The following is a 23,850-nucleotide window of genomic DNA, read 5'->3' as shown; positions in this document are numbered from 1 at the left end:
GCTGGTCGCGCAGTTCCCCGCGCCCCCAAAGACAAAAAGCCAGGGGCGCAGCCCCGCTTTTTAGGGGCGCGGGGAACTGCGCGAGCAACCCCCACGTGCCCGCAGACTCAATACGCCAGGTCAGCCCACCCCCCAGGGGCGCGGGGAACTGCGCGACCAGCCCCCACCGGCCCGCACCCCGCGCGCGGCCAGTTACCCCCGGGTAAAGAATCACGTGGCCGTCGAGACGGCAGACAACCGGTGGACGTCCCGGGCCGTGCCCGTGACGCCCGAGAGGAAGCCCTGGGCCCGGGGGGAGGCGTTCTCCGTGAGCCAGGCCGGGTCGATGTCGCACACGGCGACCTTGACCTCCGTGCCGACCAGCGCGAGGGGCAGCGTGTGCACCACGGTCGACGGGAAGCTCAGGATCGTACGGCCGATCGGGCCGCGGCGGGCGATCAGTTCGAGAGGGAGGTCCGGGCGGACGATCTCCAGGCCGGTCTCGACCGCGAGCCGGTGCAGCTTGTCCGGGCTCTCCCGGCGGTGGGCGAAGTACCGGGTGGCGCCATAGGTCCTGGCGAGCCCCTTCACCGCCTCCAGGTAGCGGTCGGGGTCCACGACTCCCGTCTCCACCAGGGACGTTCCGACCAGGTCGGCGCCCTTCGTGATCCGGGGCGGGCCGAACCGGGACCGGGTCCAGGAGAAGTCGTTGGCCGTGATGGTGACGCCCTCGGGCGTCTCGGTGATCGGCATGGCGGAGAAGACCTCCACACGTCGGCCGACCCCCGGTGTGAGCCGGCGGCGGGCCCGGGCCGAGACCGGTGCGAAGACCAGGTCCCGGGCCCCGGGACGACCCCCGCGCCGGTGCCAGCGCACCAGCCGTTCGCCCTTGGCGAGCTGGGAGACGAACTCCATCGTCGCGGTCCCGTCGTCGACGACGACGAGGTCACGGGCCCGGGTGATGGTGAGCAGCAGTTGTACGTAGCGGGAGAACGGGTCGCCCATGACGATCCGCTCGGCGCGCCGCAGGAGAGGGGCCAGACCGCCGACCGTGTGGAAGGGGGCTGTCGCGCCACCTCTCGCCTCCTCCCAGCGCACCTCGTACCCCTCGTCCCGCGCGAGCTCGGCCATGCGGCGGAGCTGCCCGCGGGTCATCGGGTCGGTGGGCGAGAGCACGACAAGGGTGAGTCCCGCGCCGGGCCGGGGCCGCCCGCCCTCCAGCTCCGGACCTGGGGGTCCGGAGGGCTCCGCGGCGGTCCTGAGGGCGTGGACGTGTGCCCACTCCAGGACGTTGAGGAGCTGCACCGGGCTCTCTACGAAAGCCAGTGTGGCGGGTGCGGGTGACTGGGAGCCGGTGGACCCGGCGCGGGGACTCATCGACGTACGACCGTCGCTTTCCCTTGATCCTGATCGGGATTCGGAGGTGACTCAGACCGCGACGGGCTCGCCCGCCGCCGCAGCGATCTCGGCCTCGGCGACGACGCCCGGGACGCGGCGCAGCTTCTTCATCGGGCCGAGCTCGGACTCGTAGACCTTCTTGACGCCGTCGCCGAGGGAGGCCTCGATGGTGCGGATGTCGCGGACCAGGCGGGTCAGGCCCTGCGGCTCGACGGAGGCGGCCTGGTCGGAGCCCCACATCGCGCGGTCGAGGGTGATGTGACGCTCGACGAAGGTGGCGCCCAGGGCGACCGCGGCGAGGGTGGTCTGCAGGCCCGTCTCGTGGCCGGAGTAGCCGATCGGGACGTTCGGGAACTCGGCCTGGAGGGTGTTGATGACGCGGAGGTTGAGCTCCTCGGCCTGCGCCGGGTAGGTCGACGTGGCGTGGCACATCAGGATGTTGTCGCTGCCGAGGACCTCGACCGCGTGGCGGATCTGCTTCGGCGTCGACATGCCGGTGGAGAGGATGACCGTGCGGCCGGTGCCGCGCAGGGCGCGAAGCAGCTCGTCGTCCGTGAGGGAGGCGGAGGCGACCTTGTGGGCCGGGACGTCGAACTTCTCCAGGAAGGCGACGGCCTCGGTGTCCCACGGGGAGGCGAACCAGGCGATGTTCTTGCTCTTGGAGTACTCGTCGATCTGGCGGTACTCGTCCTCGCCGAACTCCACACGGTGGCGGTAGTCGATGTAGGTCATGCGGCCCCAGGGGGTGTCGCGCTCGATGTCCCACTGGTCGCGCGGGGTGCAGATCTCCGGGGTGCGCTTCTGGAACTTCACGGCGTCGCAGCCGGCCTCGGCGGCGGCGTCGATCAGCTTGAAGGCGTTCTCGAGGTCGCCGTTGTGGTTGATGCCGATCTCGCCGACGACGTAGACGGGGTGACCCGGGCCGGCGGTCTTCGAACCGAACTGGCGCAGACGGGAGTTGGTGCTCATGGTGGGGAAGTTCCTTACTTGTCGAGGGAGTCGAGAGAAGGGCCGAGGATCCAGCTGGCGATCTCTCGGATCGCGCCGTCGCCGCCGGGAACGGTGGTGACCGCGCGCGCGGCGCCGCGTACGACGTCGTGGGCGCTCGCGACCGCCACGGGCCAGCCCACGAGGGCGAAGCACGGGAGGTCGTTGACGTCGTTGCCGACGTAGAGCACGCGCTCGGGCGCGATGCCCTGTTCCTCGCACCACTGCTTCAGTGCGAGGTCTTTCCGGTCGATGCCGTGGAGCACCGGGATCTGCAGCTTCCGGGCTCGGGCGGCGACGACCGGGTTCTGCTCCGTGGACAGGATCAGCATCGTGAGGCCGCTCTTGCGGAGGGCCGCGATGCCGAGTCCGTCCCCGCGGTGCACGGAGACGAACTCCCGTCCGTCGGAGTCGATCAGCACCCTGTCGTCGGTCTGGGTGCCGTCGAAGTCGAGGACGACCGCGTCGATGTCATCGGCGGTCGGGAGGGTGCCGGGGCGGTTCGCGTCGAAGAGCGGCGCGAGGGCCCGGGCACGGGCGAGGTCGTGCGGGTCGTCGATCTCCAGGACCCGGGCGGGGTCGGTGCGGACGAGTTCCGTACGGCCGAAGAAGCGGTGCTTGTGCTCGCGCAGCCCCGCCGCGTTCATGGCGTAGGCGGCGCCGGTCTCCAGGAGGTCCTGGGGGCGGTCCTGGCGGCGCGGGCGGAAGGACTTGTCGTGGTTGACGCCGTAACCGCCGTCCGTGGCCGTGGTGTTGGCGACGGCCGTGCCGCCGCCGACGGCCTGGGTGCGCTCGGTGTCGACGGCGGTCGGGTCGTCGTCCGCGTCCCGCCAGATGAAGCCGTGGAAGGGCGCCACGGTCAGCGCGGTGTCCGCGCCGTTCTCGACGACCGCGCCGGCGACCCCGTCGATGTCCTCGCGGATGATGAAGGGGCTGGTGCACTGCACGAGGAGTACGGCGTCGACGACGGAGCCGTGCAGCGCCTCGTGGGCGTCCATGGCATGCAGGACGGCGGCCTCGGAGGTGGCGGTGTCGCCGGCGATGGCGGCGGGGCGGAGCACGACCTCCGCGCCGGCCTCGCGGGCGGCGGCGGCGATCGCCTGGTCGTCGGTGGAGACCACGACGTCCGTCACGAGCCGGGCCGCGACACACTCGCGCACCGCACGGGCCACCAGCGGCACGCCTCCGACGGGGAGGAGGTTCTTGGCGGGGACGCCCTTGGAGCCGCCCCGCGCGGGGATCACCGCGAGCACCCGGCGCACCGGCTCCACGCGGCCCGCTGTCGCCTGGCCCGCTTGCGAGTTGGTCATTGGCTGTACTCCTTGAGGAGGGTTCTGGACGCCCGCGGCTCGCGGATCCGTCGGGTGGGCGGTCACAGCTCGCCCATGCGCCGGATGACGGGCGCCACGCGCTGCACGCCGTGCCGGTAGGCGCCGCGCGCCGCCCGGCGCACGATCTGCCGGACCGGGCCCGGTTCCTTGTCGGCGTCGGGGGCACCGGGCAGCGGGCTGCCGTCCGGGCCGAGGTGGTGGCGGGCGAGGATGCCGGGCAGATAGCCGGGCGCGGTGGCGGGGGTGTAGTAGGGGGCGAGGGCGGTCAGTCCGCCCTGCCCGAGCAGCTTCGCGATGCGCTCACGGGCCGCGTCGAAGGCCGTCTCGTACGCCCCGTCGGCGGCGACCCCCTGCCGGGCCACCCAGCGCGCGTCGGGCGACGGCTCGTGCCCGGCGTCGAGCTGGTCCCAGGAGGCGAGGCACCCGGAGCCCACGAAGTGGTGGTTGCCGAGCGACTCGCGCACACCGAGGTCGGTGAGGACGACGGTGGGGATCCGGCGGTGCAGGGACTCCAGGGCCGCCGTGGAGCTGACGGTGACCAGCAGGTCCGTACGGTCGAGGACCTCGCCCATGTGCCCGTACACGAGGCGGAAGTTGGCGGGCAGACCGCCGGGGATCCGCTCCGCGAGGCGCTGGTAGGGCTGCTCCTCGATGTGCGTGGTGTGCTCGCCCGGCTTGGAGCGCAGCTTCAGCAGGACCTCGCGGTCCGGGTGCAGCCGGGCGTGCTTGACCAGCCGGTTCAGCAGGTACGTACGGTCCTTGCGGCTCTCCGGGACGGAGGGCTGCGCGGCGAAGACGACCGTGTACGGGTCGTGCTTCTCGTAGGCGGCGCCGCCTAGGAACGGCAGCGCGACCTCGGTCACGGAGGAGGCGTCGGCGCCCACTCCCTCGTACACGGCGGTGAAACGGTCCGCGTCCTGGCGGGAGTTGGCGAGGACGAGGTCCGCGCCGTGCCGCAGCAGCAGCCCGTCGGCGAGCTTCTCGTAGACGACCCCGACATAGCCGGTGACGACGACGGGCCGCTTGACGCGCCCCGGTCCGAAGCGCTCCCGCCACTGGTACGAGAGTCCGTGCAGCATCGCCTGGACGGCGCCGCCCACGAGCGAGAGCACGACGAGGTCGTACGCGGGCGCCCCCTCGGTCCCGTCGGCCCCCTCGGAGGTGCGGGACATCTCCCGCAGGAACTCCACGGCGGTGACCTCCCGGAGGGAGTCCGCGCGCACGCCGACCTCTTCGAGCTGTCGGGCGGTGGGGGTCGCACGGCCTCGCAGGAGGTAGCCGTCGAGGCTGATGTCCGAATCGGCCGGTGCGATACGGTTCGCGGTGAGCGCGCCCCATTTCCACCGGGTGTCGGAATCGGCGAGGACGGCGACTCGCAGGGACTTCGAGGTACTTGCTGGCACGTCCAAGACGCTAGGAAGCGATTCCGTTGTGCGGCCCAACCTGAATACAACAAAGGGTTAACAGCACATCGCCGAATGGCGAATCAGCCTCGGATCGGCAGCGAAAAAGACCTGGTTCACCATTCCGCCACGCGTCGTTCACCTTGCATCTCACCGGCGGTCAAGACGAATGCCGGGCCGCCGCCTAACGTCACTCGGGTGGTCAAGCTCTCCGTCATCGTGCCGTTCTACAACGTGCAGCAATACGCACCCGACACCCTGAGGAGTCTGCGTGCGAACGCACGCGAGGACTTCGAATTCATTCTCGTCGACGACTGTTCTCGCGACGAGACCCCGGACATCCTCGCGCGCGCGGAGCGCGAGCTCCCGGGCGCGGTGCATGTCAGACACGAGCAGAACGGAGGGCTGGCCACCGCGCGCAACACGGGAATCGACGCGGCACGCGGCGAATATCTCACGTTCCTCGACGGGGACGACTGGCTGGCCCCCGGCTATTACGAACAACTCCTGGGCGCCATCGAGGACTTGGGGTGCGACTTCGTCCGCACCGACCATGTCCAGTGCACCGCGCGGGCCCGTGCCATCCACCGCGTACCGCACGGCAGGCGCGGTGTCGTACTGAATCCGCGCGAGGCGATCCTGCCCGCCGACCGGTCCACCTCCGTCGACTACGCCTACGCCTGGGCGGGCATCTACCACCGCCGGCTGGTCGACCGTGGCCTGCTGCACTTCACCGACGGGCTGCGCACGGCCGAGGACCGGCCGTGGATCTGGAAGCTCCACCGGGAGGCCGAGTCCTTCGCCACGGTGGGGCTGCTCGGCGTGTTCTACCGGCGCGGTGTCGCGTCCTCGCTGACCCAGATCGGCGATGTGCGCCAGCTCGATTTCATTCGCGCGTTCGACCAGGTCGTCGTGGAAACCGCGCAGGACCCGGACGCGGACAAACTGCTTCCCAAGGCCGTGCGCACATATTGCGCGATTATTTCCCATCATCTGGGATCCATCGAAAGGTTCGAGCCACAGGTGGCACGGAAACTGAAGTCGATGAGCGCCGCGGCACTGCGCCGTATGCCGCAGAACGTCCTCGACGAGGCCCTCGACTCCATGGACATCCAGCGCGCCACCCGGCTGCGCCGGCTGCGCCGCCGCCCGGCCGCCGCGGGGGTCGCCGCGTGACCACGCAGATCTTCCTGGCGTCGACGCTGTACGGCACGGCCACGCTGGCCGCCGCCCTCGACTCCGACTGTTTCGCGCCGGCGGACCGCCGCATCCTGCTCGTCTGCAACAACACGGCGACGCCCGAGACGACGCCCGGTGTGGACGAGATGCCCGGGTTCGCGCGGCTGCGCGAGCGGTTCGACGACGTGGTGTCGTGGAACGAGACCATCTCCCCCTTCCACCCGGGCGGCTGGGCTCCCCGGCTCGACGACGTCCCGATCTGGGAGCGGCACCTGCGGCTCGCGTGGGGCCTGGGCGACGATCCGGTGGAACTCGCCGTCGAGTCGATCCAGGTCAATCCGGCGCTCGGCGTCACACAGATCTTCACCGGCGCGCCCGTCACCGTGTACGCCGACGGCCTGATGAGCTACGGCCCCACGCGCAACAAGATCGACCCGCTGGTCGGCACCCGCGTGGACCGGCTGCTCCACCTCGACCTGGTTCCGGGTCTGCGGCCCCTCCTGCTCACCGAGTTCGGTGTGGACTCGGAGATCGTGCCGACGGACGCCTTCGTGAAGGTGCTCGCCGAACTGGTCGACACGGGCGACTCGTTGCCGGCGATCGACGAACCGGCCCTGCTGCTCGGCCAGTACCTCTCCGCACTCGGCATCCTCACGCCCGAGCAGGAGGAGGACCTCCATGTCCGGATGCTGAAGGGTGCCGTCGAACTCGGCCACACCCGTGTGGTGTTCAAGCCGCACCCCTCCGCGCCGGCCCGCTGGACCCGCGGCCTGGAGAAGGAGGCCGAGAAGCTGGGCGCCGACCTGACGGTGCTCGACACCCCGGTCCTCGCCGAGGTCCTCTACCAGCGGATGCGTCCCGCCCTGGTCGTCGGCTGCTTCTCCACGGCACTGCTCACGGCCTACGCGCTGTACAACCTGCCAGTCGCCCGCGTCGGCACCGCCACGCTGCTGGACCGTCTGACGCCGTACGAGAACAGCAACCGCGTGCCGGTGACGGTCGTCGACGCGCTGCTGCCGGACCTCACCGACCGCAAGGCGGTCACCGAGCAGCGCCGGGGCACGGACGAGCAGGGCCTGACCGACCTCGTACGGGCCGTCGGCTACGCGATGCAGCCGAAGATCTACCCGGACCTGCGCCCGGCCGCCGAGGCCTATCTGACGAAGCATCTGAACACGCACACCTGGCGGTACTTCAAGCGCAAGCGCCTCACCTCGCTGGCGCTGCCGGGCGCGGTCCCGGCGCAGCTGGCGTTCCTTCCGCGCAACGCGACCGTGCGCCGGGTGGCCCGCCGCGCCCGCTCCCTGAAGAAAGCAGTCGGCCGCTGACTCCCTCAGGGAAATAAGAACAAACGGACGGTGAATTCATGGGGTCCGGTCGAGGAATGATCAGTTCTTCAACCGGGCCCCGCCTGTGAGTCGGACTAGTGTGCTGTGAATTAGCTGAGGCCCTCGGAGGCCCCGGGTCACGGAATCCACGGCCCGCAGTGCGCACGACTTCACAGAACGGCCGTTGAGGGGACCCGTGACCGACTTTCCCGAGGACACACGTACGACGTCCGTGGGCACGGTGGTCCGTGCCGTCCTCCCGGCGGCCGACAGGCCCAGCCCACCGCAGGTGAAGAGGCCCCGGGAGAACCGGCTGCGGGCCCTGGACGGGCTGCGGCTGATCGCCGCGCTGATGGTGGCGGCGTACCACTACGGCGGTCGCGGCGGCGAGGTCACGCAGGCCTGGGGAACCTCGGCGAAGGCCCAGTTCCCGACGATGCACACGTGGTTCGCGTACGGCTGTCTGGGTGTACAGGTCTTCTTCGTCATCAGCGGCTTCGTGATCTGCATGAGCGGCTGGGGAAGGCCGCTGCGCTCGTTCTTCGCCTCCCGGGCGTCCCGGCTGCTGCCGTCCTACTGGGCGGCGATCGTCATCGTGACGGTGGTGTTCGCGCTGCCCGTGGTGGCGTACAAGACGGTCTCGCCGAGCGACACGCTGGTGAACCTGACCATGATGCAGCAGCCGCTCGGCGCCGACCGGGTGCTCGGGGTCTGCTGGACGCTCTGGGCGGAGGTCCGCTTCTACGCGCTGTTCGCGCTGTGCGTCGTCATGCCGGGCGCGACCCGGCAGCGCGTGATCATGTTCTGCGCGGGCTGGACCCTGGCCGCGGTGCTCACCCAGGCCGCGGACGAGCCGCTGCTCGACCTGGTCCTGATGCCCGAGTACGCGCCGTTCTTCATCGGCGGCATCGGCCTCTATCTGGTCCACCGCGACCGGCACGACGCGTACGCCTGGGGCACAGTGATCGTGAGCTGGCTGATCGGCCAGCACCAGGCGGTGAGCGGGCTGTGGCACGCGCCGAACCCGGACTTCTTCTCCTACCGCACCTCGTTCGGAATCGTCCTCGTCGTCACGTTCGGCTTCGTCGCGGTCGCCGCGATCGCCCTGGGGTGGCTGAACTGGGCGAACTGGCGCTGGCTGACCGTCGCGGGCGCCCTGACGTACCCCTTCTACCTGGTGCACGAGCACCTGGGCTGGGTCGTCATCGAGGCGTACCACCAGAAGCTGAACATCCCGGCGTACGCGACACTGCCCCTGACGGTTCTGTCGATGCTCACGCTGGCCTGGCTCCTCAACCGGTTCGTCGAGGACCCGCTGACACCACGTATGCGAAAGATGCTCTCCAAGCCACGCTGACGCCGGGTTCCCCAGCGGCGGCGCGCGCTCTGTTCACCGGACATTCAGGTTTTCGAAAGTTCGCCACGTACCGAGGGAGAAGACTCATCACATGGCCAACTCACAGCAGACCCCCAGTAACCCCGGCGAGCTCAAGGACGTCCCGGGCTGGTTCCCACCGCTGGACCAGGTGCTCTTCACCTGGTTGCTCGAACAGCAGGAGACGGAGGGGATACAAGGCGATCTGCTGGAACTCGGCGTCTACATGGGCAAGAGCGCGATCCTCCTCGGCCACCATCTGGGGGACGGCGAGAAATTCACGGTGTGCGACCTCTTCGAGGGGGACGCGCCGGACGAGTCCAACCAGGCCGAGGCGACGAAGTCGTACGCGTCACTGACGAGGCAGATCTTCGAGCGGAACTACCTCTCCTTCCACGACACGCTGCCGACGGTCATCCAGGGACCGAGCTCCGTGATCTCCAATGAGGTCGCCCCCAAGACCTGTCGCTTCGTCCACATCGACGCCTCGCACCTGTACGAGCACGTCCACGGCGACATCGGCGCGGCCCACGACATCCTGCTGCCCGGCGGCATAGTGGTCCTCGACGACTTCCGCTCCGAGCACACCCCCGGGGTCTCGGTCGCCGCGTGGGAGGCCGTGCTCAACCGCGGTCTGCGGCCCATCTGCCTCAGCACCCAGAAGCTGTACGGCACCTGGGGCGACCCCGAGCCGCTCCAGGAGAAGCTGCTCGCCATGATCAAGGAGCGCGAGGACTTCGGTCTGAGTGTGCAGATGGCCGCGGGGCACCGGTTGATCCGGACCAGGTCGCAGGGCATGAAGCCGCCGCCGTTCCCGCACTCCCGCCACTACGTGGAGCCCGTCGCCGCCCCGGAGCCTGCGCGGCAGCCCGCTCCGGCCGCCGCACGGCCCCCGGCCCGTCGCGCCGGGCGGTCCCGTACCCGGCGTATCGCGCTCGACCTGCTGCCGCCGGTCGTCACGCGGGCCGTGCAGCGCAGCCGTGCCGCCAAGCGGGCTGAGCGCGGCTAGCCGCTCCGCGCGTTTCGCCAAAAGGGTGGCTCGTCGTCTGCGGGGCCGTCGTGGCTTGTCGCGCAGTTCCCCGCGCCCCTACGGGGCGCCCTCGTATCTCGCCGCGATCCCCGTGATCACCAGTTCCAGCCCCTCTTCGAAGTGCTGGTCGAAGTCCTCGAAGATCTCCGCGCCCGCCCGAGCCGACAAGGGATAGTCGGCCATCAGGCGGGCGCGTTCGTGTACGTCGTAGCCCTCTCGGCGTTCGCCGGGCAGTGGCTCGACGCCCTGTTCCTCGGTGACGAAACCGAGGGTGTAGAGATACGTCGTCGAGGTCGCGCGGACCGCCTGGGCGAGGGTGAAGCCGGCGGCCGTGAACAGCCGCAGGCTCTCCTCCATCTGCCCGGCGTGCTCGATGCCGGTGAAACGTGAGCCGCTGAACACCTTCGCGCCGTCCCGGTGGTCGAGCAGCGAGGCCCGCAGCCCCCGGTTGGACTTGCGCAGCCGCTCCTGCCAGGTGTCGTCCGGGTCGAGGGCGGTGCCGGCGATCATCCGGCGGTACATCTCGGTCGCCATCTCGTCGAGCAGCGCCTGCTTGTCCTTGAAGTGCCAGTACAGAGCGGGCGCTTTGACGTCCAGCTCCTTCGCGATGGCCCGCAGGCTGAGGCCGTCCAGGCCCACCTCGTTCAGCAGCTTCAGGGCGGTGTCCGCGACGCGTTTGCGGTCGAGGGGCGCCCGGCGTTCCGTATTCACGCTTGACAGCTTAACGGCGTTAAGGCCATTCTCGTAGAGCAGTGAACTTAACAGCGTTAAGGAGTGGTGGATATGACCATGCATGTACCTGAGCACAAGGACACGACCCACACGGACGTGCTGATCGTCGGCGCGGGGCCCACCGGGCTCGCCCTCGCGGTCGACCTGGCCCGGCGCGGGGTGCGCGCCCTCGTCGTCGAGCGGGCCGGCGAGCTCTTCCCCGGCTCGCGCGGCAAGGGGCTCCAGCCGCGGACCCTGGAGGTCTTCGACGACCTCGGAGTGCTGGACGCGATCCGGGCGGGAGGCGGCGCGTATCCCGTCGGGATGATCTGGCAGGACGGGACCCGGCTGGGCGAGCACCGGATGTTCGACGAGACGGAGGTGACGGAGGCCGAGCCCTACGCGGGCGTCCCGTGGATGGTGCCGCAGTGGCGCACGCAGGAGATCCTGTTCGCGCGGCTGGAGGAGCTGGGCGGGAGCGTGGCCTTCGGCCGCGAGCTGACCGGTCTCTCCCAGGACGCGGACGGCGTGACCGCGGCCTTCGGCTCCGGCGCCCCGGTCCGGGCCCGCTACGCCGTCGCCGCGGACGGCGGCCGCTCCGCCGTGCGGCGCGCGCTCGGCATCGGCATGACCGGGGAGACCGTGGACCCGGGTCCGGCGATCGTGGCGGACCTGCGCATCAGCGGACTCGACCGCGACAACTGGCATGTGTTCCCGCCCGCCGGCGGCGAGGGCTTCCTGGCGATCTGCCCGCTGCCGCACACGGAGGACTTCCAGCTGGCGGGCGGCTTCGAGGATCCGGCCGCCGAACCCGACCTGTCCCTCGACGGCATCCGGAAGCTGGTCGCCACGCGGACGCACCTCGCGGCCGACGACGTGACCGAGGTGCGCTGGGCCTCCGATTTCCGGCCGCGCGCCGCGATGGCGGACCGTTTCCGTCAGGGGCGGGTGTTCCTCGCGGGCGACGCGGCGCACGTCCACTCACCGGCGGGCGGACAGGGCCTGAACACCAGCGTCCAGGACGCCTACAACCTCGGCTGGAAGCTCGCGGCCGTCCTGCGGGGCGAGGCTCCCGGGTCCCTCCTCGACTCGTACGAGGAGGAGCGGCTGCCGGTCGCCGCGCACATGCTCGGCCTCTCCACCCGCGTCCACCGGGGCGAGGTCCGGCGCGGCACGGCCACACAGCAGCTCAGCCTCGGCTACCGGGACTCCGCACTCACGCGGGAGACCCGGGAAGGCCTGCCCGAGGACGCCCTCCGCGCGGGCGACCGCGCCCCGGACGGCACCCGCGGCGGCGTACGCCTCTTCGACGCGTTCCGGGGCCCGCACTGGACGCTGCTCGCGGTGGGCACGGACACCGGCCTGCCCGAGCTCGCGGCCCGCACGGTCCGGATTCCGGCGTACGAGGCGTACGGAACCGGGGTGTTCCTCGTCCGGCCCGACGGTTATGTGGGCTGGGCGGGCGGGAGCGCGGAGGGGCTCGCGGAGTACGCGGCGGGTGTGGGCGTGGGTCCGGGCGCCGGTGACCGGGCCGGGGCGGAAGCGGTCGGCTAGACGGTGCTGGAGAGGGAGAGCTTCACGGCGAAGCCGAGGAAGAGGGCGCCGGCCGCGGAGGTGGCCCCGGCGGAGAGCCGCCTGCGCCGCCGGAAGGCCGCCGCCAGCTTCGTACCTCCGAATATCAGCGCGCTCAGGTAGAGGACGCTCGCCAGCTGGGCGAAGGCGCCGAGCACCACGAAGGACAGGGCGGGGTACGCGTATGCCGGGTCGACGAACTGCACGAAGAAGGCGACGAAGAACAGGATCGCCTTCGGGTTGAACAGGCTGATGACGAGCGCCCGCCGGAAGGGCCGCTCCTCGGCGGCCGGGGCGGAGACCTCCTGCGCCTCGGTCCGCTCCTTGCGGGTGCGCCACATGCCCCACGCGGCCCGCAGCATGCCGACCGCCAGCCAGGTCAGATAGCCGGCGCCCGCGTACTTCACGATCCCGAACAGCAGCGCGTTGGCCTGCAGCAGCGACGCGACGCCTGCCGCCGACAGTGTCATCAGCACGGCGTCCCCGCACCAGACGCCCGCGGCGGCGCGGTATCCGGTCCTGATGCCCCGCCGCGCGGCGACGGACAGCACATAGAGGGAGTTGGGCCCGGGCAGCAGGACGATCAGCACGAGGCCCGCGAGATACGTGGGAAGGTCGATTACGCCAAGCATGGTCGGAGTGTCGCACGCGGGTACGACACTGCGCCTCGGGGTTTCACGTTGCGGGACAGCCGTCGTACGGGCCGGTCGAACTGCCCCGCCCGGAAGCCATGGAGGGCAAGCCGTGGAGGGCGTCAGAACGTGTCGCTCGGCACGTAGGTCCCCCAGACCTCCCGCAGGGCGTTGCAGACCTCGCCGACCGTCGCCCGGGCCCGCAGCGCGTCCTTCATCGGGTACAGGACGTTGTCCTCGCCCTCGGCGGCCTTCTTCAGGGCGGCCAGGGCCAGGTCCACCGCCGACTGGTCGCGCTCGGCACGGAGCCCGGCGAGGCGTTCGGCCTGCTGGGCCTCGATCGCCGGGTCCACGCGGAGGGGCTCGTACGACTCCTCCGCGTCGAGCTGGTACCGGTTGACGCCGACCACGACCCGCTCGCCGGAGTCGGTCTCCTGGGCGATGCGGTACGCGCTGCGCTCGATCTCCCCCTTCTGGAAGCCGTGCTCGATGGCGTCGACCGCGCCGCCCAGGTCCTCGACCCGGCCCATCAGGTCGACGGCGGCCGCCTCGACGTCGTCGGTCATCCGCTCGATCACGTACGAGCCCGCGAACGGGTCGACGGTCGCGGTCACGTCCGTCTCGTAGGCCAGGACCTGCTGGGTGCGCAGCGCCAGACGCGCGCTCTTGTCCGTCGGCAGGGCGATCGCCTCGTCGAAGGAGTTGGTGTGCAGCGACTGGGTGCCGCCCAGGACGGCGGCCAGGCCCTGCACCGCCACCCGGACCAGGTTCACCTCCGGCTGCTGCGCGGTCAGCTGCACGCCTGCCGTCTGCGTGTGGAAGCGCAGCATCAGCGACTTGGGGTCCCTCGCCCCGAACTCCTCGCGCATCACCCGCGCCCAGATCCGGCGGGCCGCACGGAACTTGGCGACCTCCTCAAGGAGCGTCGTACGGGCCACGAAGAAGAACGACAGGCGGGGCGCGAAGTCGTCCACGTCCATGCCTGCCGCGACCGCCGTGCGCACGTACTCGATGCCGTCGGCGAGGGTGAACGCGATCTCCTGCGCGGGCGAGGCACCCGCCTCGGCCATGTGGTAGCCGGAGATAGAGATGGTGTTCCACCGCGGGATCTCGGCCCTGCAGTACTTGAAGATGTCCGCGATCAGCCGCAGCGACGGCTTGGGCGGGAAGATGTACGTGCCGCGCGCGATGTACTCCTTCAGCACGTCGTTCTGGATCGTGCCGGTGAGCCTGTCGGCCGGCACGCCCTGCTCCTCGCCGACCAGTTGGTACATCAGCAGGAGGAGCGCGGCGGGCGCGTTGATCGTCATCGACGTGGAGACCTGGTCCAGCGGGATTCCGTCGAAGAGCACCCGCATGTCCTCGACCGAGTCGATCGCCACCCCCACCTTGCCGACCTCGCCGTGCGCGATCGGGGCGTCGGAGTCGTGGCCCATCTGGGTGGGCAGGTCGAAGGCGACCGACAGGCCCGTCGTGCCGTTCGCGATCAGTTGCTGGTAGCGGGCGTTGGACTCGACGGCCGTACCGAACCCGGCGTACTGCCGCATGGTCCACGGCCGCCCGGTGTACATGGACGGGTAGACGCCCCGCGTGAAGGGATACGCACCGGGTTCGCCCAGCTTCTCCGCCGGGTCCCAGCCCTCCAGGGCCTGCGGCCCGTAGACCGGCTCGATGGGCAGTCCGGACTCCGACTCGCGCGCCATGATGTCTGCCTCCCACTGGACCGGGACGGGCCTGTGCCCCCAACAATGCCGCGTAGTTCGCAACCGGGCACGCGCGGGAAACATCTCAGGGGACACGACGCACCACCGGGGGTCGGTGAGCAACGGGGGGTTCGGATGCGTATACCGGTCATGTGGCGGACAGGCGCGGTGGCGACGACGATGGCTGCGCTCGTCGCGGTGAGCGGATGCACCGTCCAGGCCGTCGGCACGCCCGCCGAAGGGACCACCGGCGGACTGACACCGACGGGACAGACACCGGCCGGACAGACACCCGCCGGGAAGACACCTGCTGGTACGGCATCGACGCCGGGCGCTTCCCCGGACGACGCCAAGCCCTCGAAGCCGAAGCCCGCCGCGCCGCCCGCGCCCGCCCCCAGGACCCTGTGGTCGAAGGGTGACCGGGGCAGGGACGTACGGGAGCTGCAGGCCCGGCTGCGTCAGGTGTCCTGGCTCTTCGAGGGTCCGACCGGGGCGTACGAAGGATCGACCGCCACCGCGGTGAAGGGCTTCCAGGGCAAGCGGGGTCTGCCGAAGACGGGCAGGACGGACACCGTGACGTGGCAGCGGCTGCTGAACATGACGCGCGAGCCCGGCAAGTGGGAGCTGTACGCGTCGGGCGGTCAGCCGGCCGCGACGCCCGACCCGCGCTGTATGACGGGCCGGGTGCTGTGCGTCAGCAAGACGAGCCGCACCCTGCGCTGGATGATCGACGGCCGCACGGTCTCGACGATGGACGTGCGCTTCGGCTCGCAGTACACGCCGACCCGGGAAGGTGTCTTCAACGTCTACTTCAAGTCGCGCCATCATGTGTCGACGATCTACGACTCACCCATGCCGTACGCGATGTTCTTCAGCGGCGGCCAGGCCGTCCACTACTCCTCGGACTTCGCGGCGACGGGCTACTACGGAGCCTCGCACGGCTGCGTGAACGTACGGGACGAAGGGAAGATCGCGGCGCTGTTCTCCCAGGTGAGGAACGGCGACAAGGTCGTCGTCTACTGGTGAGGAACGGCGGCGGGAGGAGTACGTGGGCGCGGGCGGGACCGGGGGAACGTGTCCCGCCCGCGCCACTGTGCACTGAGCCGTGGGTACGGGGGGAACCCCGGCTCGTGCGACAGCCGATGACCAGTCGGCTCGCTTACTACTGCGTCAGGGCGGCTGAAAACGTCACACCCGGCGGGCGGCAGCCCGGCCGTGGTGGAAAACAGCAGGCCGGGCGTGGGTCAGGAGCGTGACGAGAGCGCGGGGAGCGCGCGCGGGGAACTCGGGGCGGATGCCCTGGGTCCCGTGGAGCGGGCCGGGGCGGACCGGGCCAGGGCGGAGAGCGCCGAGGTGACGGAGGCTGCGGGCCGCGTCGGGGCGGCAGCACCGGGGGCGAGTGCCCGAACCGGCGCCTGAGTCTTCGCCGGAGTCTGTGTCTGTGCCTGTGTCTGTGTCTGTGTCTGTGCCGGTGCCTGAAGCAGCGTCCGTACAGGTGTCGGTGTCCGCGTCGCCGAGGGGCGGGCGGAGGCGAAGGCCGTGGGTTCGGCCGAGCCGGCGGCGAGGCGGACCGTGCCGCTGCCGCCCCCGAACACGCCCGCGCCTATGTGCGAGCCGTCCCCGTCGCCGTCGTCGTCCTTGCTCCTGCCGTCCCTGCCCTCGCGGTCGTTGTTCCAGCCCGAGCCGTCCCGGCCCGACTCGCCCCTGCCCGACCCACTGCCGCTCCGGACGTCACCGGAATCGCGGTCGTCCCAGTTCTTCAGGATGCCCTTGCAGTACTTCTTCACCTGCTCGGCGCCGTTCGCCGCGTCCTCCAGACCGCGTCTGCGCTCGGAGTCGAGGTTCCTGCCGTCGCGGAGGTCACGGCAGACCGAGGCGAGCCAGCGCCACCCCCGGCCGGGCCGCCCCTCGCGCCGGTCCTCGCCGGGATCGGGCCGTGCGCCCGGGTCCGTACCGCCACGCGCCTCTCCGGGCGGGACCGGACCCTTGCCGGTGGGGCCGCCCGGACTGCCGTCGGGCCGCGGCTTGTCGGGGCCGCCGCCCTGCTTCTTCTCGGGCGACGGCGAGACGAGCGGGCGGTCCGGGGTGACATCGACCGTCGCGGACGAGCCGGGTTCCGGTTCCTCCCCGCCGAACGGCAGGACACCGGAGGTCGCGGCCACGGCGGCCCCGCCGATCATCCCCGCGGCCAGCGCGGCGGCGAGTCCGTATCGCACCGGGCGGCCCCAGCGGGAGGGAGCGCTCCGATGAGCGGCGGGGCGGCCGAGATGGATCAGGCCCGCGTCGGAGGAGATCTGGGAGGCCGCGGAGGAAGCGGCGGCGGCCGCGGCCGCCGAGCGGGTACGCGTGCGCGGGCCGAGGCCCGCCTGTTCGCCGTTCTTGCCGGTGCGTGCTTTGCGGAAGGCGGCCAACGCGGCGGCCTCGCCCGGGAGTTCGGCGTCGTCCGGCGTGGCGTCGGCGGCCCGCATGCCCAGGGCGTCGAGGGCTTCGAGCGCCTCGGTGAGCCGGTCGGCCTGGTCACGGCTGTCGGCGTCGACGGCGTCCAGCGGCTCGCCGCGCAGCAGCCGCTCCGCCATGTCGCGGTCCAGCCACCTGTACTGCTCGTCGGCCATCACATGTCCTTCTGCGTCCGCGAACGCGTATGCGTCACACCGGCGGACGTCACCGCGCGGGTACGCGGTTCTGCGTGTGGGGGTCTTTGTGGGGGTACGGAACTCAGGGATCCGGCCGATTCCGGATCCGCGCCGATCAGCTCCGCGAGCCGCTTCAGACCGCGGTGCGCGGCCGTACGGACGGCGCCCGGCCGTTTGCCCAGGGTCTCGGCGGCGGTCTTCGCGTCGAGGCCGACGACGACGCGCAGCACGACGGCTTCTGCCTGGTCCTGCGGGAGCTGGGCTATGAGGGAGAGGGTGCTGCCGGTGGCGAGGGCCTCGATGGCCTCGCCGGCGGTGTCGGACTCGGCCGCCCTGCCGGTGAGCTCGGTCTCGTCGCCGCCTATCGCGGGGCGGCGGCCGCGCATGCGTATGTGGTCGAGGGCGCGGTTGCGGGCGATCCGGGCCGCCCAGCCGCGGAAGCGGTCGGCGTCGCCGCTGAACCGTTCGAGGTCACGGGCGATCTGCAGCCAGGCCTCGGACGTGACGTCCTCCGCGTCCGGGTCGCCGACCAGCGTCCGCACATACCCCAGGAGCCGTGGATGCACGGCTCGGTACACAGTCCGGAACGCGGTCTCGTCTCCGTCCTGTGCCGCAAGCACCGCGGCGGTCAGCTCCGCGTCGTCCCCCAGCACCGAACGCCCCTCTTTGCGCCTGATCCGGCGCCGCTCTCGCGGACCGGGTTCTCGCCGTCGTGGTTGCTCAATCGATGGTTGCGGTCGTGGAGCCTTCGTGGATTCAGTGCTCCTCCGCAGCCCGGCGCGAAAGGCACGTTACGGCGTGAAACCGTTCCCCGTCCATGTCCGTACAACGTGCAACTATCCCGTTCCGGCGTGGGGTGTGACACAAAACGCACCTCCGACGCTGAAGCAAGTACGGGCCGCCGCGCGGCCCGTGCCGCGCGACGGCCGGGGCCTCTCCTGTGGGGGGTGGCGGCCCCGGCCGTTGCCATCGGCACGGTGAGGCTGGGGCTTTGTCCCGCTTTTCACCTTTTGCCGACCACTTCTCGGTCAGTCGGCCTGGCTCGTCGAGCTCTCCGCGCTCTGCTTACTCTTCGCGCTCTTCGTGGCGCCCTTGCCGGGAGTCTTGGACGCCTTGGGTGATTTGACCGGCTTGCTCTTGCCGGCGTTCCCCTTCTCCTTCTTCTTTTCCTTCTTCCCGGCCAGCTGCTCGGCGCAGTACGCCTCGACGTTCTCCTCGCCGCCCGCGGCTTGTATCAGTCGCTGCCAGGCGGTCGAGTCGAGGGCCTTGCCACGCTTCTTGGCGGAGTCGTACGCGCGGCACTGGGCCTCGGCGTCCTGGGCCGACGTCGGAGGGCGGGCACCACGGTCGGCCTGCGCGGACGCGGACCCGCTCGGCGCGGCGACGGCCGGGCCGGTCGGAGCGCTGCTCGTGGGCAGGGGCCCGCCCCGCTCGGCACCCTCGTCCCACGCCCCTCCGCCCCCCGAGCCGATGGCCGCGACCGCCACCCCGCCGAGCGCCAGGCTCGCCACCAGCGCCACCAGGGTCGTCCGCACCGACCGGCCGGCCCGCCGCTCCGGCTCCGGGCGCCAGTCGTCCCGCCGCCGGTTGCGCCCCGCCGCCCGGTGCGCCCCCTCGTCCCGCGCCGCCCGGAACGCGGCGAGCACCCGCCTCTCGGCATCGGCGTCGACCGCGCCGCCGCGCACGGCCGCGGCGAACAGTTCACCGAGGTCGGGCGGGTTCGGGACCGGGAGGTTCGGGACAGCGGGGTCCGAGGGGCCGTCGGGACCGTGTTGTTCAGGCATGTCCGTATCCACCCTCGCCGGTCAAGGACCGCTTGCCGTTCATCCCGACTCCCCCAGCGTGCCGGGCCCGTCATCCGTCACACCCTCCGCGCCCAGTCGGCGGGCGAGGTGTTTCAGACCCCGGTGCGCGGCGGTGCGTACGGCGCCGGGGCGTTTGCCGAGGACTCGCGCGGCGGCGGGGCCGTCGAGGCCGACGACGACCCGCAGCAGTACGGCCTCGGCCTGGTCGCGCGGGAGACTCGCGACGAGTTCGAGCGCGTACTCCGTGGAGAGGGACTCCAGGGCCTGGTCGTGCGTGCTGTGCGGGCCGGGCAGGTCGAGCATGTCCTGTTCCAGGGCGGACGCCCGCGGCCGCACCTTCAGCCGCCGCAGATGGTCGAGGGCCCGGTGCCTGGCGATGGTCGCGGTCCAGCCGCGGAACCCCGCCCCGTCGCCGCGGAACCGCCCCAGGTCCCGGGCGATCTCCAGCCACGCGTCCGACGCCACGTCCTCCGCCTCGTCGCCGACCAGCCCCCGCAGGTACCCGAGCAGTCCGGGCTGCACGATCCGGTACGCGACGGCGAAGGCGGCCTCGTCCCCCTCCTGCGCCCGTGCGACGGCCGCGCCCAGCTCACCGTCGGACGTCCGCCCGCGGTGGGGTTCCCCTCCCTGGCCCAACAGTGTCCTCGTTCACGCCGAGTTCGTACCGGATCCGCACCGGGGGGCGCGAGTCGCCATGCCCGCGCGCCTTCAAGGTCATCAGCGTCGGACGGCACGGAAGTGTCACAGCCCGTCAGACGCCCCACCGGCCCCAGGCCCGGTTGCGCGCCCGGTGTCGTTACCGGTCCCACGCCCGGCTGCGCGCCCGGTTCCGCTGCCGGCCCCACGCTCGGTTGCGCGCTCGGTTCCGTTGCCGGCCCCACGCCCGGCTGCACGGCCGGTTCCATTACCGGTCCCACGCCCGGTTCCTCGACCGGCACTATCACCGGCCCCGGCGGTTCCGTCCGCCTCGCCGGTCCCGCCGGACCCGCCCATCCCGCCGATCCCGTCGGTCCTGCCCGTCCCGCCGGTCCCGCCGGACCCGCCCGTCTCGGCGGACCCGCCCCTCTCGGCGGGCCCGGGCTGCGCGGCGGGCCCGGGCTGCGCGGCGGGCCCGGGCTGCGCGGCGGGCCCGGGCTGCGCGGGCAGCCCCGGCAGCCCCGGCAGTGCGGGCCTTGCCCGCCCGTGCAGTTGCAGATAGAAGGTCCGCAGTGACTCCCGCTCCCCCGCCTCGAACCGCTTCACGACCTTGCCCAGCGGATTCCAGAGCCGCCCGTCCGGCATCCGTACGCCTACGGGCGGGCCGAACAACTCCCGCTGCTCCTCGTCGAATTCGACCCACACGGCACCGGCCCGGCGGACGAGCACCTCACCGGCGTACACCCCGAGCCCGAACAGGACGTGCCCCACGGCCGTGCGGTCGCGGCCGCTCTTGCGCAGTCCGTCGACGATGAAGTCGACGACCCGCAGGCTCGCGACCGAGTAGTCCAACGGCAGCCGGCTGCGGGCCGTGACGTCCCGTACGAACTCCGCCGCGTGCCGCCGCATCCGCTGGTCGGCCGACAGCCTTGTCCCTTCCACCATTTCCGCCCCCTGGCTCACCGCTCGCGCATCTGCCTCTGGCAGACCAAGCGGGGCGGGCTCCCCGAACATCACACGTCATCACAGTGACAAGGGTCACGCGACAAGTCGCAGATACCCGTACAACCATCCGCTCCTCCCGGACGTCTGCGCGAAGGTGAAGTGACGTACCCCACACCCCTGTTGGGTGATGTTTAACCTCGTCTTACCGCTGAATTAGAAAGCCACCCCAGTGACGGGTGGGTTTTTTGTGAGGCTTTTCTAGGGGTGGGGTAATTGAGTCGCCGGACGACCCATGCGTACAAGCCGCTGAGTCTGAAGCGGAGAGCGTGGCTGACGATAGGGGCCGTGGTGCTGGGCGGGACGGGCGCCGTGACGTACGCCGTCGCGAACCCGAGCACGGACCCGGCCGTGGACACCGCGCGCAGCAAGCGGCCCGTGAAGGTGCACGAGCTCACGATGCGGAGCGACGGCACGGGCCGGCGCGAGGTCGAGCGGACGAGCACCGCGCAGTTCTCGCTGCTCGGCGTCACCTGGACCGGCGCCAAGACCGAGCTGGACGGCACCGCCCAGGTACGCACCCGCGACCTGGCCACGGGCGAGTGGACCGGCTGGCAGAACCTGGATCTGGAGCCGCACCCGGTCGACAAGGCCGAGCCGGGCGCCAAGGAGGCCCGCGGCGCCTCCGACCCGCTGTGGGTCGGCCCGAGCGACGGCGTCGAGGCACGGGTCGTCGCGGCCGACGGTTCGACGAGTTCCCCGCTGCCCAAGGGCCTTGAGGTCAGCCTGGTCGACCCGGGTGTGACCTCGGCCGAGGCGAAGAACAAGGCGCTCGGCACGACGACCGGCACCTCCCTGGAGAACGCCGCCTTCGTCGCCGAGGACCCGACCGACTCGCCGACGCCGACCGACCCCGCCTCGGACTCCCCGTCGCCGACGGAGTCCACGAGTACGGAGCCCACGACCAGCGCCCCGGCGACGCCCACCGAGAGCACCTCGGAGAGCGCGTCGGAGTCCGCCTCGCCGACCCCCGACCCGGTGCCGTCCCCGCCGCCGTCCACCGTGGCGCAGCCGACGATCGTCTCCCGCGCCCAGTGGGGCGCCGACGAGTCGATGGTCAAGGACCCGCCGGAGTACATCGACAAGGTCAGCGCGGTCTTCGTGCACCACACGGTCGGGACGAACGACTACAGCTGCGCCCAGTCCCCGGCGCTGGTCCGCGGCATCATGGCGTACCACGTGCAGAGCGAGGGGTGGAACGACCTCGGCTACAACTTCCTGGTCGACAAGTGCGGCCGGATCTTCGAGGGCCGCGGCGGCGGCATCGACCTGCCGGTGCGCGGCGCGCACACGTACGGCTTCAACGGCGACTCCGCGGGCATCGCCGTCCTCGGTGACTTCGAGGGCGCCGCCGCCACCTCCACCACTCCGGCGAAGGCCGCGGGCAAGCCTTCCCGCGCCGCCCTGGAGTCCGTGGCGCGCGTCGCCGCGTGGAAGCTGGGCCAGTACGGGGGCAACCCGAGCGGCCAGGTCACGCTGACCGCCGCCGCCGACACGGGGGTGTGGAAGGCGGGCGAGCAGGCCACGCTGAACACGATCTCCGGCCACCGCGACGGCTTCGCCACCGCGTGCCCCGGCAAAAACCTTTACTCGAAGCTGAGCGAGATCCGCCGGTACGCATCCAGCCCCGGCAGGAACTCCGCGGTCCCGACGGCCGACTTCAACCGTGACGGCATCAGTGACGTCGTCGCCGGCGTGCCCAAGGCGTCCAGCGACGTCGGCAACGTCGTCATCGTGCCGGGCGGCCTGAACGGCCCGGTGTCGACGGGCAAGGTGAAGCTCACCCAGTCCAGCGCGGGCGTTCCCGGCACCTCCGAGAAGGGCGACCAGTGGGGCACGGCCACGGCCTGGGGCGACATCAACGCCGACGGCTACGCGGACCTCGCGATCGGCGCACCCGGCGAGGACGACACGACCGGCCACGCGGACCGTGGTGCAGTGACGATCCTGTACGGCCCGAAGTTCGACACCGGTGCCGACACCATGGCGCTGGGCGACGACTACGAGCCGGCCGGCGCGCGGTTCGGCGCAACGGTCGCGGTCGGCGACTTCAACGCCGACGGCAAGGCGGACGTCTTCACGGCGGCCACCGGCACGGGCGGCAACTGGGCGGCCCGTTTCAACGACGGCCACGAGGTCGCGGGCGACCTCACCACCGCCTCCGGCGCCCTCTCGTACGCGGACGCCACAAGCGGTGACTTCAACCGCGACGGCTACGCGGACGTGGCGCTCAACTACCGCGACGCGTCCGGTGTCGGCAGGGTCACCTGGTTCAAGGGCTCCAAGTCGCTTGGCCTGTCGAAGGTTTCGACGATCTCCGTGAAGGGCGGCCGGTCCATCGCCTCGGGCGACGTGAACGGCAACGGCTACGACGACATCGTCATCGGGCAGCCGTACGCCACCGAGTCCGGCGCGATCTCCGGCGGCCAGGTCACCATGGTTCCGGGCACGTCCACCGGCTTCACCACGACCGGGATGACGAAGATCACCCAGGACACGGCGGGGGTCGCGGGCGCCAACGAGTCCGGCGACGCGCTGGGTTCCTCGGTCTCCGTGGGCGACTTCAACGCCGACGGTTACGCGGACGTCCTCGCAGGCGCCCCGAACGAGGACATCACCCGCAGTGGCAACCGCGCCAACGCGGGCGCGGTCTGGCTCTTCAAGGGCGCCGCGTCGGGCCTCACGGGCACCGGTTCGCTGTCCTACTCCCAGGACACGGCGGGGATCGCCGGCTCCACGGAGAAGGACGACAAGCTGGGTTCGTCCGTCTCGCTGACGGACGTCTCGGGCCACGGGCGCGCCCATCTGCTGCTGGGCGCGGAGGGCGAGGACGCGGGCAACGGCACGCTCCTGTACCTCCCGACCACGGCCTCGGGCGTCTCCGTCGCCAAGTCGGCGTACTACGGCGTAGCCCAACTCGCTACTCCGACGGCGGGCCGTTTGGGCCAGTTCCTGACCCCGTAGTCCCGCAGGGGGAGAGCCGGGGCCCACACGTACGTTGTGGCCCCCGGCTCTCTTTCGCCCCCGCCGCCCCTACCCATTCCCGTCCCCGACTCAGGGGCTACGCCCCCGAACCCCCAAAAGACTGCGCAGTTCCCCGCGCCCCTAGGCTTTTAGGCCTTTAGGGGGGCGGGGACCAGCGCGAC

At 71.4% G+C, this 23,850-nt stretch carries 19 protein-coding genes; 7 read left to right on the top strand and 12 right to left on the bottom strand.

Annotated elements, in window-relative coordinates; translation table 11 throughout:
* Positions 1–210: 210 nt before the first annotated feature.
* The 4 genes from ACFWXQ_RS48255 to ACFWXQ_RS48240 form a co-directional block, all read right to left on the bottom strand.
* Positions 211–1,356, bottom strand: coding sequence for a hypothetical protein (locus ACFWXQ_RS48255; RefSeq protein ID WP_383948849.1), 1,146 nt, complete (start codon positions 1,354–1,356; stop codon positions 211–213).
* Between the two features lie 51 nt (positions 1,357–1,407).
* Entirely contained in the window at positions 1,408–2,346 is a 939-nt protein-coding gene (locus tag ACFWXQ_RS48250) for an N-acetylneuraminate synthase family protein (RefSeq protein WP_200396238.1), read from the bottom strand.
* 14 nt (positions 2,347–2,360) lie between these two features.
* The gene (locus ACFWXQ_RS48245; RefSeq protein WP_383948853.1) at positions 2,361–3,674 is read right to left on the bottom strand and encodes a cytidylyltransferase domain-containing protein; all 1,314 of its coding nucleotides are present in this window, start codon (positions 3,672–3,674) and stop codon (positions 2,361–2,363) included.
* Between the two features lie 62 nt (positions 3,675–3,736).
* Positions 3,737–5,098 carry a DUF6716 putative glycosyltransferase gene (locus ACFWXQ_RS48240; RefSeq protein ID WP_383948856.1) on the bottom strand — a complete coding sequence of 454 codons (1,362 nt, stop codon included), beginning with the start codon at positions 5,096–5,098 and terminating at the stop codon, positions 3,737–3,739.
* A gap of 198 nt (positions 5,099–5,296) precedes the next feature.
* On the opposite strand from ACFWXQ_RS48240, the gene ACFWXQ_RS48235 reads away from it, so the two are divergent.
* The 4 genes from ACFWXQ_RS48235 to ACFWXQ_RS48220 all read left to right on the top strand — a co-directional run bounded on the left by ACFWXQ_RS48235 (position 5,297) and on the right by ACFWXQ_RS48220 (position 9,989).
* Complete coding sequence (locus tag ACFWXQ_RS48235; RefSeq protein WP_200396241.1) at positions 5,297–6,274, top strand: glycosyltransferase family 2 protein; 978 nt, start codon at positions 5,297–5,299, stop codon at positions 6,272–6,274.
* Entirely contained in the window at positions 6,271–7,605 is a 1,335-nt protein-coding gene (locus ACFWXQ_RS48230; protein ID WP_383948860.1) for a polysialyltransferase family glycosyltransferase, read from the top strand. Before ACFWXQ_RS48235 ends, ACFWXQ_RS48230 begins: the two co-directional genes overlap by 4 nt.
* 196 nt (positions 7,606–7,801) lie before the next feature.
* Complete coding sequence (locus tag ACFWXQ_RS48225; RefSeq protein ID WP_383948863.1) at positions 7,802–8,962, top strand: acyltransferase family protein; 1,161 nt, start codon at positions 7,802–7,804, stop codon at positions 8,960–8,962.
* A 91-nt stretch (positions 8,963–9,053) separates the two neighbouring features.
* A complete protein-coding gene (locus ACFWXQ_RS48220; RefSeq protein ID WP_383948866.1) occupies positions 9,054–9,989 on the top strand; it encodes a class I SAM-dependent methyltransferase in 936 nt (311 codons plus the stop codon).
* A gap of 78 nt (positions 9,990–10,067) precedes the next feature.
* Here ACFWXQ_RS48220 and ACFWXQ_RS48215 read toward each other — a convergent pair whose 3' ends face one another.
* Positions 10,068–10,721: a TetR/AcrR family transcriptional regulator gene (locus ACFWXQ_RS48215; protein ID WP_383948869.1), complete on the bottom strand. Its 654-nt coding sequence runs from the start codon at positions 10,719–10,721 to the stop codon at positions 10,068–10,070.
* Positions 10,722–10,793: 72 nt separating this feature from the next.
* Between ACFWXQ_RS48215 and ACFWXQ_RS48210 the strand changes: the two genes are divergently transcribed.
* A complete protein-coding gene (locus ACFWXQ_RS48210) occupies positions 10,794–12,275 on the top strand; it encodes an FAD-dependent oxidoreductase (RefSeq protein WP_383948872.1) in 1,482 nt (493 codons plus the stop codon).
* Here the strand turns inward: ACFWXQ_RS48210 and leuE are convergent.
* Both leuE and ACFWXQ_RS48200 read right to left on the bottom strand, forming a co-directional pair.
* A complete protein-coding gene (leuE, locus tag ACFWXQ_RS48205; protein ID WP_383948875.1) occupies positions 12,272–12,925 on the bottom strand; it encodes a leucine efflux protein LeuE in 654 nt (217 codons plus the stop codon). The two genes, ACFWXQ_RS48210 and leuE, sit on opposite strands and share 4 nt — an antisense overlap.
* Before the next feature lie 122 nt (positions 12,926–13,047).
* Positions 13,048–14,628, bottom strand: a complete 1,581-nt coding sequence (locus tag ACFWXQ_RS48200; protein WP_383948878.1) for a methylmalonyl-CoA mutase — start codon at positions 14,626–14,628, stop codon at positions 13,048–13,050.
* 135 nt (positions 14,629–14,763) lie between these two features.
* Here ACFWXQ_RS48200 and ACFWXQ_RS48195 point away from each other — a divergent pair, with 135 nt between their 5' ends.
* A complete protein-coding gene (locus ACFWXQ_RS48195) occupies positions 14,764–15,654 on the top strand; it encodes a L,D-transpeptidase family protein (protein ID WP_383948881.1) in 891 nt (296 codons plus the stop codon).
* 218 nt (positions 15,655–15,872) lie between these two features.
* Here ACFWXQ_RS48195 and ACFWXQ_RS48190 read toward each other — a convergent pair whose 3' ends face one another.
* From ACFWXQ_RS48190 to ACFWXQ_RS48170, 5 genes are all read right to left on the bottom strand, one after another.
* Positions 15,873–17,240: a hypothetical protein gene (locus ACFWXQ_RS48190; protein ID WP_383948884.1), complete on the bottom strand. Its 1,368-nt coding sequence runs from the start codon at positions 17,238–17,240 to the stop codon at positions 15,873–15,875.
* Entirely contained in the window at positions 17,240–17,914 is a 675-nt protein-coding gene (locus ACFWXQ_RS48185) for an RNA polymerase sigma factor (protein WP_055617921.1), read from the bottom strand. The genes ACFWXQ_RS48190 and ACFWXQ_RS48185 overlap by 1 nt, the downstream gene beginning before the upstream one ends.
* Positions 17,915–18,289: 375 nt before the next feature.
* Entirely contained in the window at positions 18,290–19,045 is a 756-nt protein-coding gene (locus ACFWXQ_RS48180; protein ID WP_383948887.1) for a hypothetical protein, read from the bottom strand.
* A 39-nt stretch (positions 19,046–19,084) separates the two neighbouring features.
* Positions 19,085–19,702, bottom strand: coding sequence for an RNA polymerase sigma factor (locus ACFWXQ_RS48175; protein WP_383948890.1), 618 nt, complete (start codon positions 19,700–19,702; stop codon positions 19,085–19,087).
* A gap of 105 nt (positions 19,703–19,807) precedes the next feature.
* Positions 19,808–20,647, bottom strand: a complete 840-nt coding sequence (locus ACFWXQ_RS48170; protein ID WP_386270396.1) for a hypothetical protein — start codon at positions 20,645–20,647, stop codon at positions 19,808–19,810.
* 348 nt (positions 20,648–20,995) lie between these two features.
* Between ACFWXQ_RS48170 and ACFWXQ_RS48165 the strand changes: the two genes are divergently transcribed.
* Positions 20,996–23,668 (top strand): FG-GAP-like repeat-containing protein, encoded by a 2,673-nt coding sequence (locus ACFWXQ_RS48165; protein WP_383948895.1) that lies wholly within the window; start codon positions 20,996–20,998, stop codon positions 23,666–23,668.
* The last annotated feature ends 182 nt before the right edge of the window (positions 23,669–23,850 follow it).

The sequence above is a fragment of the Streptomyces sp. NPDC058697 genome, from assembly GCF_042715345.1.
Classification (GTDB): domain Bacteria; phylum Actinomycetota; class Actinomycetes; order Streptomycetales; family Streptomycetaceae; genus Streptomyces; species Streptomyces liliifuscus.
Note: the sequence above shows the minus strand (reverse complement) of the source record. Positions and strands in the feature narration are given on the sequence as shown.

What these genes read in the sequence shown, in the direction of transcription:
- ACFWXQ_RS48255 (WP_383948849.1), bottom strand. Translation starts at nt 1,356, where the DNA reads ATGAGTCCCCGCGCCGGGTCCACCGGCTCCCAGTCACCCGCACCCGCC.
- ACFWXQ_RS48250 (WP_200396238.1), bottom strand. Translation starts at nt 2,346, where the DNA reads ATGAGCACCAACTCCCGTCTGCGCCAGTTCGGTTCGAAGACCGCCGGC.
- ACFWXQ_RS48245 (WP_383948853.1), bottom strand. Translation starts at nt 3,674, where the DNA reads ATGACCAACTCGCAAGCGGGCCAGGCGACAGCGGGCCGCGTGGAGCCG.
- ACFWXQ_RS48220 (WP_383948866.1), top strand. Translation starts at nt 9,054, where the DNA reads ATGGCCAACTCACAGCAGACCCCCAGTAACCCCGGCGAGCTCAAGGAC.
- ACFWXQ_RS48210 (WP_383948872.1), top strand. Translation starts at nt 10,794, where the DNA reads ATGACCATGCATGTACCTGAGCACAAGGACACGACCCACACGGACGTG.
- leuE (WP_383948875.1), bottom strand. Translation starts at nt 12,925, where the DNA reads ATGCTTGGCGTAATCGACCTTCCCACGTATCTCGCGGGCCTCGTGCTG.
- ACFWXQ_RS48200 (WP_383948878.1), bottom strand. Translation starts at nt 14,628, where the DNA reads ATGGCGCGCGAGTCGGAGTCCGGACTGCCCATCGAGCCGGTCTACGGG.
- ACFWXQ_RS48195 (WP_383948881.1), top strand. Translation starts at nt 14,764, where the DNA reads ATGCGTATACCGGTCATGTGGCGGACAGGCGCGGTGGCGACGACGATG.
- ACFWXQ_RS48190 (WP_383948884.1), bottom strand. Translation starts at nt 17,240, where the DNA reads ATGGCCGACGAGCAGTACAGGTGGCTGGACCGCGACATGGCGGAGCGG.
- ACFWXQ_RS48180 (WP_383948887.1), bottom strand. Translation starts at nt 19,045, where the DNA reads ATGCCTGAACAACACGGTCCCGACGGCCCCTCGGACCCCGCTGTCCCG.
- ACFWXQ_RS48170 (WP_386270396.1), bottom strand. Translation starts at nt 20,647, where the DNA reads ATGGTGGAAGGGACAAGGCTGTCGGCCGACCAGCGGATGCGGCGGCAC.